Genomic DNA, 14373 nt, shown 5'->3' with positions numbered 1-14373 from the left:
TTAACGACGCAATCGGCTCCTGTGCCGTTCGAAGACAGGAAGATGCGGCCTTTAGAAGCCCCAGGCCTGTCCGCCTGACGGCCAAATCAGCTTGAGCGATTGCCCGAGATCACCAGATGCGCAAACCCGCCGCCATCGGAAATCAGTTCGCCAGTCGCCGGATCCGCCCAGCGATAGCCGAGGATCGCGCCGTCCTTCACCTCCTGCAGAACATTGCCCGAGATGACGGCCTGTCCCGCCCCCTCGACCACGCTCACCCGCATGCCGGTGCGTGCCTTGCGCACGATATTGCCGGAGACGACGAGGTTTCGCAGATAAGGCCCCCAGCCGAGCTGCATACCGGCCGTCGCTGCATCCTCGATCACATTGCCAGAGACCACCGTATCGGCCTCGACCGAAATCCCGAAGCCGAAGCCGCCGACCTCCTGAGGGTAGGGGCCCTTGTCGACGAGGTGGCGGATGACATTGCCAGACACGGTCGACAGCCTGCCGCCCTGGTCGAAATTGACCACGCAGATGCCGTTCGCCGCCCCGTCGATCACATTGTCGCCGATCAAGGCCCCTTCGAAGGCGAACTCGGCATAGATGGCCGTTTCGCCCGAGCGAAAACACTGGTTGCCAGTGATCGAGACATTCGAGGCCGAATTCGCCCGGATCGCCGAAAAGGCGCAGTCGGAGATGTGGTTGCCTGAAATGATCACATTGTCGGCCCGAAACAGGTTGATGCCATTGCCGTTCTGCCCGGTGCCGCCTTCCGCCGCCCCGATCCGCGCCACCCGGTTGCCGGAAATGACCGTGCCGTCCTCGCCCTTGGTCCAGCGATGCACCAGGATGCCGCCATTGCCACAGTCCAGGATCTCGTTGTCGCGGATCGCAAAGCCCTGGCCTTCGATCGCCCAGATCGCCGAAAGGGTGGCCCCGCTCACCCGGCAGCGCTCGATCCACCCGCCGCATTGCGCCAGATGCAGCCCGTATTTCCGGCTGCCGGTCACCGCGCAATCCTCGATCACGACAGACCCGACATTGCGAAACGACAGAAGCCCCTCGGTATAATCGGCAAGCCAGCGATTGGCGCCGTCGAAGGTGATGCCGGAAAGGCTCACATGCTTGACATCCTGCGCCGCGATCAGATGCCCGTCGCCGCGATAGGAAAGCCGTGTCAGCCCCGGCACGCCCGCAAGCCGCGTCCCCTCAGGCAATTGGAGATTGGCGACCTCATAGGTGCCCGCCGGCAGAAACACCGGCTGCCCGGCCTTGGCCGCCGCGTCGAGAAGCGCCTGTAGCTTGCGGCTCTGGTCGTCCTCAGCGCCGGGGAGAATGCCAGCCTCCGCCGCATCAAAGCCGCCACGCAATTCCGCCATGGCGAGCGCCTGGGCGGAGGCGGATGCCGGGCGCCACAGGCCTAAGGCGGGCGCAAGCGCAAGGCTTGTGAGTCCCGATAGCACCTGGCGTCTCATCGGCATGGTCATGGAACGGATGTCCTAAAGCCTCCGCGCCATCATGGCCGGATGTGCCCAAATTTGGCTGATGGGTAGCTGAAGGACAAGCCGAGGTGGGATGCCATCCATCTTCATGGTGAATCCGGGGCGCCTCCGATCGGTTTTTTCGTTTGAAAACAGAAGATTGCATACGGGGTGCCCGAACCGTCGGTGCCCACAATTGGTTTCATCCGCATCGACCATCCCACTTTTGGCCGATCGCGCCCGCTGTGAGGGGCCGCCGTGGCTGGATAGAGGCTGAGCGTATTACCTCCTCCATTTCGGTTTTCGCCATGTTGCATCTGCCCCGTTTCAAACAGGCATTCCTTCTGCTGGCCCTGTCTTTTGCTGCGCTCTTCTCCCCGTTGGAGCGGGCCTCGGCAGCGGATACAACGCTGACATACCAGGTGGGAGTTTATAGCCGTCAGTTCTTCAATCTGCCGAACCCCGGCTATGATTTCACGCTCAGCGGCCCTGTGATCTCCGGATCTGTGCCTGGCATGACCGCAGAAAACATCGATGGCGGTAGTATCTACCATGTTGGCTTCAAAGGCACGCCCACCACGGCGGGAACCTACACAGGGGAGATTCGCCGAAATTACCTCTTCAGCGGCTATGACCCTGACTATGGGGAAGATATAACGGAATGGCGCACCTATACCTGGACATGGGAGGTCATCGTCCTGCCAGCCCCTCCGGCAGTCAGCGATCTCAATGTCACCGTTGAAGCCAATAGCAGCAGCAATAGCATTGGTCCTGGGGTCGACAGCGGGGCCACGCTGGCTGTCGCGTCCCAGCCGTCCCACGGATCGGTCACGGTGGAGGGCGGGATTTTCCGCTACACGCCGACGGCGGACTATTCCGGCACCGACAGCTTCACCTATACCGCGACCAAGGACGCCAGCACCTCGGCGGCGGCCACCGTCAGCATAACGGTCAACCCGCCGCCCCCCTATGCCGGAACCTTCGATACGACGGTGTCCGAGAATTCGACTGACAACCAGATCCAGATCGTTGCGAGCAATTCACCGACAAGCGGATCGATCATCTACCCACCTGAAAATGGAACGGCAACCATGTCGGGATTGACGATCGCCTACACCCCCACGCCGGGCTTTTATGGCTCCGATAGCATCGGCTATGTCGCCTATAACGTCTCCGGAGGGTCGAACGTCGCTACGATCAGGGTCACGGTCACCAAGACCGCGCCGACTGCAACGGATCAGACCGTTTCGGTTGCCGCCAACTCCACAGACAATGCCGTGACCCTTTCGACCACCGGCATCGTCGACCATTCCGAGATTATCAGCGATCCCAGCCGCGGCACGGCCTCCCTTTCCGGCACGTCGCTCACCTACACGCCCGCAAGCGGCTATTCCGGCACCGACAGCCTGACTCACCGCGTGGCGAACGACGGCGGATACGACGAGGCCACCATGACGATTACCGTCACCGCCCCGACGCTCGCCATCGCGCCATCGACGCTGTCTGAGGCCCAGGTCGGCTCCTCTTACAGCGAAAGCCTCTCCGCCACGCTTGGCACCGCTCCCTATAGCTTCTCAGCCACAGGCTTGCCGGACGGCCTGACCCTGTCTGATGACGGCACTTTTTCCGGCACCCCGGAAGAAGCGGGCGATTTCACGGTGACGGTAACGGCAACCGACGCCCTCGGCGCCACCGGTCAGGCGGACCTGTCGCTGACCGTCCTGCCGGAAGAGCCGGTCGCCGCGGATGTCTCCGCAACGGTCGCCGAAGGCACCAGCGACAATGCCATCACGCTCTCCTTGAGTGGCGGTGCGGCGGCAAGTGTTTCGGTCGACAGCGCCCCGGCCCACGGCACGGCCACAGCCTCGGGCACGACCATCCTCTACACCCCGACATCAGGCTATATCGGCACCGACAGCTTCACCTATACCGCCACCAACGCCGCCGGCACCTCCGCACCGGCCACGGTATCGATCACCGTCACCTCCACCGCTGCAACCATCGCCTTTTCACCGGATGGCGGCGCGCTGGACGAGGCCATGGCCGGGGAGGACTATACCGCCTCGATCTCCGCATCGGGCGGCGCAGGCGACCTCACTTACAGTCTGACATCCGGCAGCCTGCCGGACGGCGTCACGCTCAACGTCTCCACCGGTGCGCTCACGGGTCCGCTGTCGGAAGATGCGACGCTCGGCACGTATGGCTTCACCCTCACCGCAACCGACAGTCGCGGCGAATATGCCTCCGCCAACTTCACCCTCTCGGTCATCGCACGCGCTGTCACCGTCGAGGATACCACCGTCACCGTGGCGGAGGGTGGCACTCCGCCCGACCTCTACCTCAACGACAAGGCAACCGGCGGGCCCATTACCGATGCCGATGTCGTCGGTGTCTCCCCGGCCAATGCCGGCACGGCCAAGATCGTGCGCGGCGAACTCGCCTCGACCTCGTCCTCGACCCCCGTCGGCTATTACCTGCGTTTCACCCCGAGCGTCTATTTCACCGGCAATGCCCGCGTCGTCTACAAGCTCTCGAGCGCCATCGGCGTCGCCAACGGCACCGTCACCTATACGCTCACCGCAGACGACCAGCAGGTCGCCAATGCCGTCGACAGCGCCGTGCGCGATTTCGTCAGCACCCGCCAGAGCCTGCTGATCAACCAGATCCATGTGCCCAATCTCAAGGACCGCCGTCGCATGGCGGCGGCGACCGAACCGGTCACCGTTACCGCCAATGGCACCGATGCCTCGGGCGCTGCCACCTTCGGTTTTGCCACCAGCCTCGCCGCCGTCGAATCCGCCCGTCGCATCGCCGCAGGCGAGGACAGTCCCGCGGCCGGCCTCGGCGACGACTTCAACATCTGGCTCGACGGCAGCGTCCAACTCTACCGCGACGATGGCGCCGGCGACTGGGGCACCTTCGGCCTCCTCAATCTCGGCGCGGATTATCTGGTCTCCGATCACCTCCTCGTCGGCCTGTCCTTGCATCTCGACCGCATGTCCGACCCGACCGACGAGGACGAACGTTTGACCGGCCTCGGCTGGCTCGCCGGCCCCTATGCCTCGATGGAGATCGCCCGCGACATCTTCCTCGACACCAGTCTTCGCTATGGCGGCTCCGCCAATAACATCCAAGCCGGCGACTGGACCGGCGATTTCGACACGAGCCGCTGGATGGCCGATATTGCGCTCAGCGGCGAATGGCAGGTCGGACCGGATACGAACCTGACGCCAGCCATGCGTCTCGTCTATTTCGACGAAAAGGTGGACGCCTACGAAATCTCGGATGGTGCCGGCAGCATTCTCGGCATTGACGGTTTCAACGAGCGCCAGTTGCGCGCCAATCTCGGCCTCGACCTCTCCCACGGGATCGAGTTGTCGAACGGCCTCGAGCTCACGCCCTCGGCTGGCGTCAAGCTCGGTTACGCAGCGCTTGATGGCAACGGCTTGTTCGGCTCCGTCTCCGCCGGTCTCGGCCTGTCCGATGGGTCCGGCTGGAATGCCGATGCCAAGCTCCTTTATTCCGTCGAAAGCGGCGGAAGCCAGTCGCTCGGCGCCAATCTCGGTCTGCGCGTCAGATTCTGATCAGAACCGTGCGGGATGGGGAAGGCAGGTCACCTCTGGCCCGCCCTTCATCGTGGTCGCGCCCCTCTTCGCCTTTTGTCTAATCCCGCAACTGTCGCGATTTGCGCCAGATCAAGGAAGTTGGTGATGAGGGCGCTATTGTCGTCTTCGAAGGGTTCCGCAGGGCAGTGTCTGCACCGGAACACCGAAGCGACAGTTCGGAGGTCGGATCATGCTACGTCTTGCTGCGGTTCTTTACATCCTCGTTGCCAGCGCAGTTGCGGGCGCGGCGGTGATCGCGGTGCTGACGCTCGACATGCGCCAGGGGTGGCAGATTGCATCGGCCTTTGGCGCTGGCCTCGTGATCGCATTGCCGATCGCCGCCGTGCTGGCTCGCCGCATCTACAATGCCCTGCAGGGACCGAAACCGGTCTGAGCAGCACATCCACTTCGGCACGGGGTGTAACCGGTCCTGTCCTGGCGGAACGGGATCGGCGGTGAAAACCAGCCTCGTGACGACCGGCCGGCATTTTCTCGGGGGAGGAGATGCCGGCCGGGTCGTTGTTGCATCTCGCTCAATCAGCGGCGATTGCTCGACAGCCGCAAGTCACGCCTCGTCCTGTTCGAACCTGTCGAACTGCGCCTCGAGCCCCTCCGTGAAGCGGGCATAAAGCCGGGCAAAAGTCTCGATCTCTTCCGCCGTCCAGCCGGCGGTGGCCTCGATGATTGTCTCGCGCTTGATAGCTTCGATCTCGTCGAGCACGCCGCGTCCGGCAGCCGTGATCCGCACCAGGCTGCGCCGCCCATCCTCCTGCGAGGCCGCCCGTTCCAGCATTCCCTGGCGCACGAGATCGGCAACGATCCGGCTGCCGCGCGACGGATCGATCCGCATCTGCTCGGCAATCGCTCCGACCGTTACCTCCTGCTGGCTGCCGATCCGCTTGATCACGCCGATCGCATCAATGTCAGAGAGCTCGAGCCCCGTTCCCATGCGCTTCAGAGCAATGCGGCCGATAAAGCGCCGGCCGATCAGCAGGCGCATGCGTGTCATCGCCTGGCCGACCAGGGCGAGACCCCTGGCCGCCCCTGCAGCCTCTGCGGCGGGGCGATCGGTTTCCGGGGCGTCGGTCAAAGGAGCTGTGTTGTGCATGGCGCCACTTTAGCATCTCCGCAGACCTGAACAAGCAAAAATGCATGCCAAGCGCAAATATGTGCTATTGACATATAAATGCGAGAGGCACATTTTGGCGCCACACAGGAGCCCCCGATCCCATGGACAACCGCGTCGTCGATCCCGTAGATACCACCGCCGGCTCACACCCGGCTCCCCGTCTTGAACCGCATCCGGCCACGGCCTCTCCGCGAGAGGCGACGCCACCGGGCACGTCCAATGCCGCGTCCGCCCGGTCCGCCGCAGCCGGGGAGGGGCCTCTGGTCAGCGACCCGCGCCTGCGCCTTTTCGTCTATCTGCTCCTGATGTCGGCCATGTTCATGGCCACCCTCGACAACCAGATCGTCTCGACGGCCCTTCCCACCATCGTCGGTGAATTCGGCGATCTCGAACGCTTCGGCTGGGTCGGCTCGGCCTATCTGCTGACGACGTCTGCCGTCATGCCGCTTTATGGCAAGCTGGGCGATCTCTTCGGCCGCAAATACGTGATCATGACGGCCATCGCCATCTTCACCCTCGGCTCGCTCGTCTGCGGTCTTGCCGTTTCGATGAACACGCTGATCGCCGCTCGCGTACTGCAGGCGCTCGGCGGCGGCGGCATCATGGTCTCGATCTTCTCGATCAATGCTGATCTCTTCGAGCCGCGCGAACGCGCCCGCTACCAGAGCTATGCCAGCCTCGTGTTGATGATCTCAGGCGCCGTTGGCCCGGTTCTCGGCGGCACGCTGTCGGATCTCTTCGGCTGGCGCTCGATCTTCCTCGTCAACCTGCCGATCGGTATCGCCGTCTTGACCGGCCTTGCCTTCCTGCTGCCCTATCGCAAGCCGCATCGGAAGCCCAAGATCGACTATGCCGGTGCCATCCTGCTGGCCGGTGCCGTCGCCTCGGTCGTCTTCTGGGCCGACAGCGCACAGCTGTTCGGCGGACTACTCGCCCCGCAAAGCCTCGGCATCGTCGCCTTCGGTGCCCTCTGCGCCATCGGCTGGGTGCTGGTCGAACGTCGCGCGCCCGAACCGGTCGTGCCGCTCTCGCTCTTCTCCAAGCCGACGATCAACCTCTTGCTGATCATCTCCATCGTCTCCGGCGCCATCGGCATCGGCTCGGTCAATTATGTCGCGCTCTTCCTGCAGACTACCACCGGCCTCTCGCCCTCCATGGCCGGTCTGCTCTTCATCGCAACGACCGGCGGCATTGCCGCGGGCTCGCTGACCTCCGGCCGCCTGATTGCCAAATCCGGTCGCTACAAACCTTATAGCATTGCCTCCGCAGCGCTGGGCGTCCTCAGTTTCATCGCCTTCTCACTTGTCCATGCCGGAACGCCCGTCTTGCTCATTGGCCTCGTCATGCTGCTGCAAGGCATCGGCGTCGGCATCGGCCAGCAGGTGCCTGTTATCGGCGTGCAAAACGCCGCCTCAAAGGCCGATGTCGGCGCCGCCACCGGCACGGTCACGCTCACCCGCACGGGCGGGGCGGCCATCGCGATTTCGATCTATGGCGCGATCATCGGCACAAGCCTGTCCCATGTCGCGATCCCGCTGCCAGGTGGCCAGGACTTCCGCAACCTGACGCCGGAAATCCTGAGCACCCTGCCGGACGCCACCCGCGCCCTCGTCGCCAATGCCTATTCCGACGCCTTCGTGCCGCTCTTCCTCACGGCCTCGGGCATGATGGTCATCGGCCTGATCGCAGCTTTGCTCCTGCCCAATATCCGCCTTCCGACGGCCGGCCAGCAAAAGGCCTGACAGGCCGGGCTTGAGACTGACGACGAAATGAAGAAGGCCCCGCTCATTCCGTGAGCGGGGCCTTCTGGCTTTTGAGAGAATTAAGGTGAAACGCTCAAGCCGCGCGGCGCGTCGCCATGCCTGCCTTGTGCACCTTGAAGCGCGAGATCAGTGCCTTCAGATGTGCGGTCTCGTCCGCCAGACGGTTGGTGCTGGCCGCAGCCTCTTCCACCATGGCGGCATTCTGCTGGGTCATCTGGTCCATCTGGTTCACCGCCGTGTTGATCTCGTGCAACCCGGTCGACTGTTCCTGGGCAGCCGTCGCAATCGAGGTGACCTGGCCGGCAATGCCGATGACCCGCGTCTGGATCTCGCGCAGTGCGTCGCCGGTCGTGGTGACGAGACGAACGCCGGTCTGCACTTCTTCGCCCGACTTGTTAATCAGCGCCTTGATGTCCTTGGCAGCCGTCGCCGAGCGCTGGGCCAGTTCGCGGACTTCCTGGGCCACGACCGCAAAGCCCTTGCCGGCTTCACCGGCACGCGCGGCTTCGACACCGGCATTGAGCGCCAGAAGGTTGGTCTGGAAGGCGATCTCGTCGATCACGTTGATGATCTGCGTGATCTCGTTCGAGGCCTGCTCGATTCGGCTCATGGCGGCGGTCGCGTCTTCCACCACGCCGGAGGAGCGCTCGGCGAACTGGCGGGCATCGGCCACCATGCGGCTCGATTCCTGTGCCCGTTCGGTCGAGGTCTTCACCGCAACCGTAATTTCCTCGAGAGCAGACGAGGTCTCTTCCAGCGAAGCGGCCTGGGTTTCGGTGCGCTTGGAGAGATCGTTCGAAGCGTCGCGGATTTCGTCTGCCCCGCCATTGATCGCATCCGACGACTGGCGCACTTCTTCCATCAGCCGGCGTAGGCTGGTCATGGTTTCGTTCACATTGCTCTGCAGCTCGGCAAACACGCCCTGATAATGACCTTCCATGCTTTCGGTCAGATCACCCTGCGACAGCGCCGAGATCACACGACCAGTTTCCGCAATGCCCTTGTCGACCGATTCCACCAGCGTGTTGACATTGGTCGCGAAGGCATCGAGGTCGGGATTATCGTAGCGCTTGGTGATCCGGCGCGAGAAATCGCCGGCGACAGCGGCATTGACCACGGTCGCGATGTTCGACTGCAGGTCGGCATTCTTTTCCTGCAGCGCCGCTTCCTGCGCCGCCAGCTGGCGGATCTTGATCGCATTCTGCTTGAAGATGTCGACCGCCTTCGCCATCAGGCCGATTTCGCTTCTATGGTCGAGGCCGGGAATTTCGGTGTCGAGCTTGTTGTCAGCAAGCGACCCCATGGCCTGGGTAATTGCGCCGATCGGACGGGTGATGCCACGGGCAATGACGAAGGCGATGGTAGCGGCGAGCAGAATGCCGATGGCACCCAGCGCCATGCCGGTGACCACGCCGCGTTCCATCGTCGACTGGATCTCCGGACCGAGCGTGTCCTGTGTCTTCTTGAACTCGCCCTTCATCTGTTCCAGCGTGCTGGACAGCGTTTCCCCGGTCGGGTTCATCGTGTTGTCGATCAAGTCGTTGCGGGCGAGAATGACGTCGTCGATTTTCTCGAGCCCGGCTTCATATTCGGTGTAGTCGCCCAGAACCTCCTCGATCGACTTGCGATCGCCATCGGTCTTTACCACCTGCATCGCCTGCTGCAGGCTGGCAACGGCGGCCTTGGCGGCCTCGATCGCCTTGTCATGCGAAGACTTGTCGTTCTTCAGCAGGAACTTGTTGGTGCCGAGGCGCATCGTTGCAATGGCATATTTTGCGTCCTCGATGATCGCAGCCGAAGCGAGATCGCCGTCATCCTCCAGGCGCTTGGCAATAACGCCGAGTTCGTCCGACATCTCCGGACCGAGAACGTTGAACACGTCGTCGACTATCGTGTCGCGCTGGCTCTGCAGCTCGACCACCTGCGCAAAGGCCTTGCCATAGGTATCCACCAGCGGCGGCAGGCTCGCGGTCTGCGTCTTCACGGCCGGATCTGTTGTCAGCGCTGTCAAGGCATCGATATTTGCCTTCGTCTGCTCCAGTCCTGTTACCACCGCTTCCTGCGCCTCAGGCTTCGGCTCGGCGCGATATTTGCGGAAGTTCAGGCGCGTCTGCAGCATGCTCGCCTGGACCGCGCTGGCGCCATTGGTCTGCTTGGCCGCACTGCGATAGTCGCCGAACATGGATTTGTTGGTAATATTGGCAAAAATGCCGCTCGCGGCGATGGCGCACAGGACCAGCAGCACCAGGCCGAAGCCCAGATAGATTTTCTGGCCGATCTTCATGTTGTTGAGCATGGAATGCAAAGCCCCCTAAGGTTGAATCAGTGAACCTATGTTTAAGGATGAGCTTTAACAAAGGCTGAAGCTATCCACTGGGCTTCCGCACATACGTGACTTTTTTTGTTCATCCTTGAGTTGAATGAGTGATTATTCATACGAGTTTTCGAAGAGCGGCAGCCGGATGCATACGCATGCACCGCGCCCGGAAGCGGCCTCCTGACCGTCCATCGCCGTCTGTTCGCAACGATTGACATCCCCGATCTCGATCGTCCCGCCTTGCGCTTCCGTCAGGGCTCTCACAATCGCGAGCCCAAGGCCGGCACCGCCCGTTTTGCGGGCCCGAGACGGCTCGCCGCGCGTGAAGGGTTCAAGCAGCAGGAGCCGGTCCTCAGGAGCAATCCCCGGACCCTCGTCGCTGACACAAATTACTGCCCATCGTCCGTCCCGGCCGAGCGAGACTTTGGCGCGCTCTCCGTATTTGACGCCATTGTCGACGAGATTGCCGACCATCCGCCGCAGCGCCAGCCTGTCGGCCAGAACAGGAACCTCTCCTGCGGGCAGGCTGTGCAGATCCACCGGCGTTCCGCTTCGCTTGAGATCGCCGATATCCGACTTGAGGAAGTCGACGAGGTCGATCAGTTCCTCATCAAGGCTTCCCTCGGAGCCGCGCGCACTGAGCAGCGCATCGTCCAGGAGCCGGATCATGTCCTCGATGTCCTTGACGGCGCGGCTGCGGTCGCGCTCGTCGGGGATTGCCTCCACCCGCAGCCTCAGCCGCGTCGCGAATGAGCGCACGTCGTGCTGCACGCCGGAGATCAGCGCCAGGCGGGTCTTCATCAGGGTCTGCAAGCGGTCCTGCAATCGCCCGAAGGCCTGGATCAGCCGGCGTACATCCGGATTTCGGCCGCTCGTCGGGGGCAGCGGTACCGGCGGTCCGCCGGGCTCCATACGGTCAGCAGCCCGCGCCAGCGTCACCAGAGGCTGGATCTCCCTCTGCACCAGAAGAAGCACAGCCAGTGCCAGCAGTGTGCCGAGAAGCCCGGCCCCGAGCCCGACCGGCAGCCCGTAAAGCGTGAGCCCCGGCGGCATGCGCGCCTCGGCGCTCAACACTGTGCCGTCCTCCAGACGGATCTCGAAGGCGAGCGGCAAGGGATTGCGCCGGAGAAACTGCAACAGCCTCGGACGATTGCCCTCGGGCTCGGAAACTTGGATCGAAAGCAGCGCCGGCCCGAGAGCCGCATGATAGGCAGAAAGATCAGGCCGCCCCGTCACGTCGCGTCCGACCCCCGTCAGTCCGCCGGCCTCGGGGGCCGCCTGCAGCGACAGCGCGAGTTGCGGCCCTTCCATCGCCGTGATCAGTCTGGCGCGTCCCGCTCCATCCGCCTGTGATAGAAGCTCGGTCAGCGCCGCAAGCCGCTCGGGCGTCGGGTTTGGCTCGATGTCCGCATTGCCGCGATAATAGCTTGCAAGCACCAGCAGCCACAGAACCAGAAGCGCGCTGAACGCAATCGCCATCAGCCGTGCCGAAAGTCCGAGCCTTTCCATCACGGCGCCTGCCGAACGGTCGCCGTCATCAGATAGCCGCCATTGCGCACGGTGGTGATGAGGCGGCTCTGCGGATCGAGCGTTTCCAGCTTTCGCCGCAGCCGCGACACCAGGATGTCCACCGTCCGGTCCAGCGGGTCGGATTGCCGGCCGTGGGCATAGTCGAGGATCTGGTCACGCGACAGAACGCGGCGCGGATGCTCGACGAAACAGGCGAGCAGGTCGAATTCCGCGCTGGTCAGCCCCGCCGGCTCGCCCTCGTGGGTGACGATGCGTGCGTCGAGGTCGAGGATGAAGCGGTCGAAGGCGAAGCGCCGAACCTTTGGCTGGCGCATCTGCTCGTTGAGCCTGGCCCGGCGGAGGAGCGCCCGCACCCGCGCCAGAAGTTCGCGTGGCCCGAACGGCTTGCTGAGATAGTCGTCGGCGCCGAGTTCCAGCCCCACCACGCGGTCGGTCTCGTCGCTCTTCGCCGTTAGCATCAGGATCGGCACGGTCGAGGTGGCGCGCAGTCGCCGGCAGATCGACAGTCCGTCTTCGCCCGGCAGCATGAGATCGAGCACGACGAGATCCGGCATTCCACGCGAAAGGGCCACATCCATGGCCGCGCCGCTTTCGGCCGGGATTACCGCAAAGCCTTCGCGCTCCAGCAGCGCCCCGACCAGTTCGCGGATATCGGGGTCGTCATCGACGAGCAGAATGGTCGGAGCAGGGTGTGACATGGGCAAAGCATGCTGGCGGGCCGGGCTGAAATCAAGCCACCGCGATGCGCTGATACAAATTGCTACATTCGGTTTATCTGCGGGCAAAATAGCGGCCGCATCCTCATCCTCGACGACGCGGCGCCTGTCCCCCACAGCCGGGCGCTCCCCGCACCCGCCGCGTCGTGCAACAGAAACGAGGACTGATCCGATGACCAAGACCGCCCTTCTGCTTTCCGCCCTGATGAGCCTCGCCTTCGTCTCCGAAGCCGCCGCCTGGAGCCGCAATCGCACCGTCACCAGCCCCTATGGCACGTCGCATTTGTCCGCTTCCGGCAGTTGCGCCTCCGGTGTCTGCACCCGCAGTGCCGTGCGAACGGGACCGCAGGGCAACTCGCTGAGCGCCAACACCACCGTCACCTGTGACGCCAGCCGCCAGAACTGCAGCCGCACCAAGGTCTACAGCGGTTCGAACGGTGGCTCTGCCACTGTCACGGGCAGCGTGTCCCGCTGAACGCTGCCCGAAGGCCGGACGGCACTCTCCCCAAGTTTGTCGTCCGGTCTTTCTTCCATTCAATCCTGGAGCCACCCATGTCCCGACAGTTTTTCGCCCTGTTCGCGCTCTTCTTGGCCTTTGCCGCCTCCGCCCAAGCCCAGCAGGGCCTCACCCTCACGCCGGAGGGCCGGGCAAAACTCATGGAGGCCGCGCGTCTCTGCCGGCCGGATATCGAGCGCTTCTGCGCCAATGTGAAGCGCGGCGAAGGCCGGATCTATCTCTGCCTCATCGACCACCGCGCCGAGTTGCAGCCGCAATGCCGCACGACGATCGAGGCGGCGCGGCAACCGTAAAACCCGCACGGGAGCAGCCCCGACATAAGCTTCGCGCCAGCCGCGCCTGAAAGGGTGCCGACAAAGATCTCAGTCTGAATCGGTGCCGCATGTCCAAGCTTTCCCGCTCTTCCTCCGCAAGGCCGCAGTCTTCGATCGCGCGGCGCGCGCTGGCGCTCGGTCTCGGCACGGCGCTGACGGCCTCCCTGTCCGGCTGTATCCTCGTCCAGGATACCAGCCGCATGAACATCGACGTCTTCCAGGATGAAGTCGCGCCCGTATGGTATGACCCGGCCCGCACGCCGCCTGCCGCCGACCAGACCGCCCCGCGCAAGCGCGATCTCTACCAGACCCAGTTCCACCAGACCTATGGCCTGCCGGTCTCCAATCCGCTGCACAAGGTCATGTATGGCGTGATGTCGGATGATGGCCACACGCTGCCGGCCATTCCGGTCGACCGGGTGGATTCGAGCCTGTTGCGCAACGAGGTCTCCTACGAGACGGCGGAAGCGCCCGGCACCATCGTCGTCGATACCAAGGCGCATTATCTCTATTTCGTCAAACCGGGGGGCAAGGCGATCCGTTACGGCGTCGGCCTTGGCAAGGATGGGTTTGCCTGGTCGGGCAGGGGCGTCATCCAGCGCAAGGCGAAATGGCCGCACTGGACACCCTCAGACGAGATGGTCGACCGCCAGCCAGGCCTGAAAATGGTCTCGGCCGAACGTGGCGGCCTCGTCGCCGGCCTCAACAATCCGCTCGGCGCCCGCGCGCTCTACATCTTCCAGAACGGCAAGGACACGCTTTACCGCGTCCACGGAACGCCGGACTGGCAGTCCGTCGGCAAGGCCACGTCCTCCGGCTGCGTGCGCATGTTCAATCAGGATGTCATCGATCTCTTCGACCGCGTGCCTGATCGCACGCCGATTGTTGTCATTTAGCGACACTCATTTGCGACGTACCCCTCTCTCCAAAACGTGAAGGGGCCAAGCGGTTGCGTTAACCGCTCCTTTCCTGTTTGCATCGCACCATCGCGGAACAAAGCGCCGCCTCCGGCGTCTTAT

General features: G+C 63.5%; 11 protein-coding genes. 6 read left to right on the top strand and 5 right to left on the bottom strand.

The window, feature by feature from the left end; translation table 11 throughout:
* Positions 1–86: 86 nt before the first annotated feature.
* A complete protein-coding gene (locus tag ASE36_RS03180; protein WP_062277940.1) occupies positions 87–1463 on the bottom strand; it encodes a TIGR03808 family TAT-translocated repetitive protein in 1377 nt (458 codons plus the stop codon).
* Between the two features lie 308 nt (positions 1464–1771).
* Here ASE36_RS03180 and ASE36_RS03175 point away from each other — a divergent pair, with 308 nt between their 5' ends.
* Together ASE36_RS03175 and ASE36_RS03170 are read left to right on the top strand one after the other, a co-directional pair.
* A complete protein-coding gene (locus ASE36_RS03175) occupies positions 1772–5047 on the top strand; it encodes an Ig-like domain-containing protein (protein ID WP_062275506.1) in 3276 nt (1091 codons plus the stop codon).
* A gap of 211 nt (positions 5048–5258) precedes the next feature.
* The gene (locus tag ASE36_RS03170; RefSeq protein WP_062275505.1) at positions 5259–5462 is read left to right on the top strand and encodes a hypothetical protein; all 204 of its coding nucleotides are present in this window, start codon (positions 5259–5261) and stop codon (positions 5460–5462) included.
* A 171-nt stretch (positions 5463–5633) separates the two neighbouring features.
* Here the strand turns inward: ASE36_RS03170 and ASE36_RS03165 are convergent, their stop codons facing one another.
* Positions 5634–6176: a MarR family winged helix-turn-helix transcriptional regulator gene (locus ASE36_RS03165; protein WP_244474646.1), complete on the bottom strand. Its 543-nt coding sequence runs from the start codon at positions 6174–6176 to the stop codon at positions 5634–5636.
* Between the two features lie 122 nt (positions 6177–6298).
* Here ASE36_RS03165 and ASE36_RS03160 point away from each other — a divergent pair, with 122 nt between their 5' ends.
* Positions 6299–7939 carry an MDR family MFS transporter gene (locus ASE36_RS03160; protein ID WP_082510786.1) on the top strand — a complete coding sequence of 547 codons (1641 nt, stop codon included), beginning with the start codon at positions 6299–6301 and terminating at the stop codon, positions 7937–7939.
* A 94-nt stretch (positions 7940–8033) separates the two neighbouring features.
* On the opposite strand, the gene ASE36_RS03155 is transcribed toward ASE36_RS03160, so the two are convergent.
* From ASE36_RS03155 to ASE36_RS03145, 3 genes are all read right to left on the bottom strand, one after another.
* Positions 8034–10256, bottom strand: a complete 2223-nt coding sequence (locus ASE36_RS03155; protein ID WP_062275504.1) for a methyl-accepting chemotaxis protein — start codon at positions 10254–10256, stop codon at positions 8034–8036.
* Positions 10257–10388: 132 nt separating this feature from the next.
* Positions 10389–11786 (bottom strand): sensor histidine kinase, encoded by a 1398-nt coding sequence (locus ASE36_RS03150; protein ID WP_082510784.1) that lies wholly within the window; start codon positions 11784–11786, stop codon positions 10389–10391.
* Positions 11786–12505, bottom strand: coding sequence for a response regulator (locus ASE36_RS03145; RefSeq protein ID WP_062275503.1), 720 nt, complete (start codon positions 12503–12505; stop codon positions 11786–11788). The genes ASE36_RS03150 and ASE36_RS03145 overlap by 1 nt, the downstream gene beginning before the upstream one ends.
* Before the next feature lie 190 nt (positions 12506–12695).
* Here ASE36_RS03145 and ASE36_RS03140 point away from each other — a divergent pair, with 190 nt between their 5' ends.
* From ASE36_RS03140 to ASE36_RS03130, 3 genes are all read left to right on the top strand, one after another.
* Positions 12696–12998 (top strand): hypothetical protein, encoded by a 303-nt coding sequence (locus tag ASE36_RS03140; protein ID WP_062275502.1) that lies wholly within the window; start codon positions 12696–12698, stop codon positions 12996–12998.
* Positions 12999–13075: 77 nt separating this feature from the next.
* A complete protein-coding gene (locus ASE36_RS03135) occupies positions 13076–13333 on the top strand; it encodes a cysteine rich repeat-containing protein (protein WP_062275501.1) in 258 nt (85 codons plus the stop codon).
* An 89-nt stretch (positions 13334–13422) separates the two neighbouring features.
* Positions 13423–14250, top strand: coding sequence for a L,D-transpeptidase (locus ASE36_RS03130; protein WP_082510782.1), 828 nt, complete (start codon positions 13423–13425; stop codon positions 14248–14250).
* Positions 14251–14373 lie beyond the last annotated feature (123 nt).

Source organism: Rhizobium sp. Root274, assembly GCF_001429245.1.
Taxonomy (GTDB): Bacteria; Pseudomonadota; Alphaproteobacteria; order Rhizobiales; family Rhizobiaceae; genus Allorhizobium.
The sequence above is the reverse complement of the archived record's forward strand: the minus strand, read 5'-3'. Positions and strand labels throughout refer to the sequence as shown.

Excerpts from the sequence above, each read along its gene's own strand:
- ASE36_RS03165 (WP_244474646.1), bottom strand. The coding sequence starts at position 6,176 with ATGCACAACACAGCTCCTTTGACCGACGCCCCGGAAACCGATCGCCCC.
- ASE36_RS03160 (WP_082510786.1), top strand. The coding sequence starts at position 6,299 with ATGGACAACCGCGTCGTCGATCCCGTAGATACCACCGCCGGCTCACAC.
- ASE36_RS03135 (WP_062275501.1), top strand. The coding sequence starts at position 13,076 with ATGTCCCGACAGTTTTTCGCCCTGTTCGCGCTCTTCTTGGCCTTTGCC.
- ASE36_RS03155 (WP_062275504.1), bottom strand. The coding sequence starts at position 10,256 with ATGCTCAACAACATGAAGATCGGCCAGAAAATCTATCTGGGCTTCGGC.
- ASE36_RS03175 (WP_062275506.1), top strand. The coding sequence starts at position 1,772 with ATGTTGCATCTGCCCCGTTTCAAACAGGCATTCCTTCTGCTGGCCCTG.
- ASE36_RS03140 (WP_062275502.1), top strand. The coding sequence starts at position 12,696 with ATGACCAAGACCGCCCTTCTGCTTTCCGCCCTGATGAGCCTCGCCTTC.
- ASE36_RS03170 (WP_062275505.1), top strand. The coding sequence starts at position 5,259 with ATGCTACGTCTTGCTGCGGTTCTTTACATCCTCGTTGCCAGCGCAGTT.
- ASE36_RS03145 (WP_062275503.1), bottom strand. The coding sequence starts at position 12,505 with ATGTCACACCCTGCTCCGACCATTCTGCTCGTCGATGACGACCCCGAT.
- ASE36_RS03150 (WP_082510784.1), bottom strand. The coding sequence starts at position 11,786 with ATGGAAAGGCTCGGACTTTCGGCACGGCTGATGGCGATTGCGTTCAGC.
- ASE36_RS03130 (WP_082510782.1), top strand. The coding sequence starts at position 13,423 with ATGTCCAAGCTTTCCCGCTCTTCCTCCGCAAGGCCGCAGTCTTCGATC.
- ASE36_RS03180 (WP_062277940.1), bottom strand. The coding sequence starts at position 1,463 with ATGCCGATGAGACGCCAGGTGCTATCGGGACTCACAAGCCTTGCGCTT.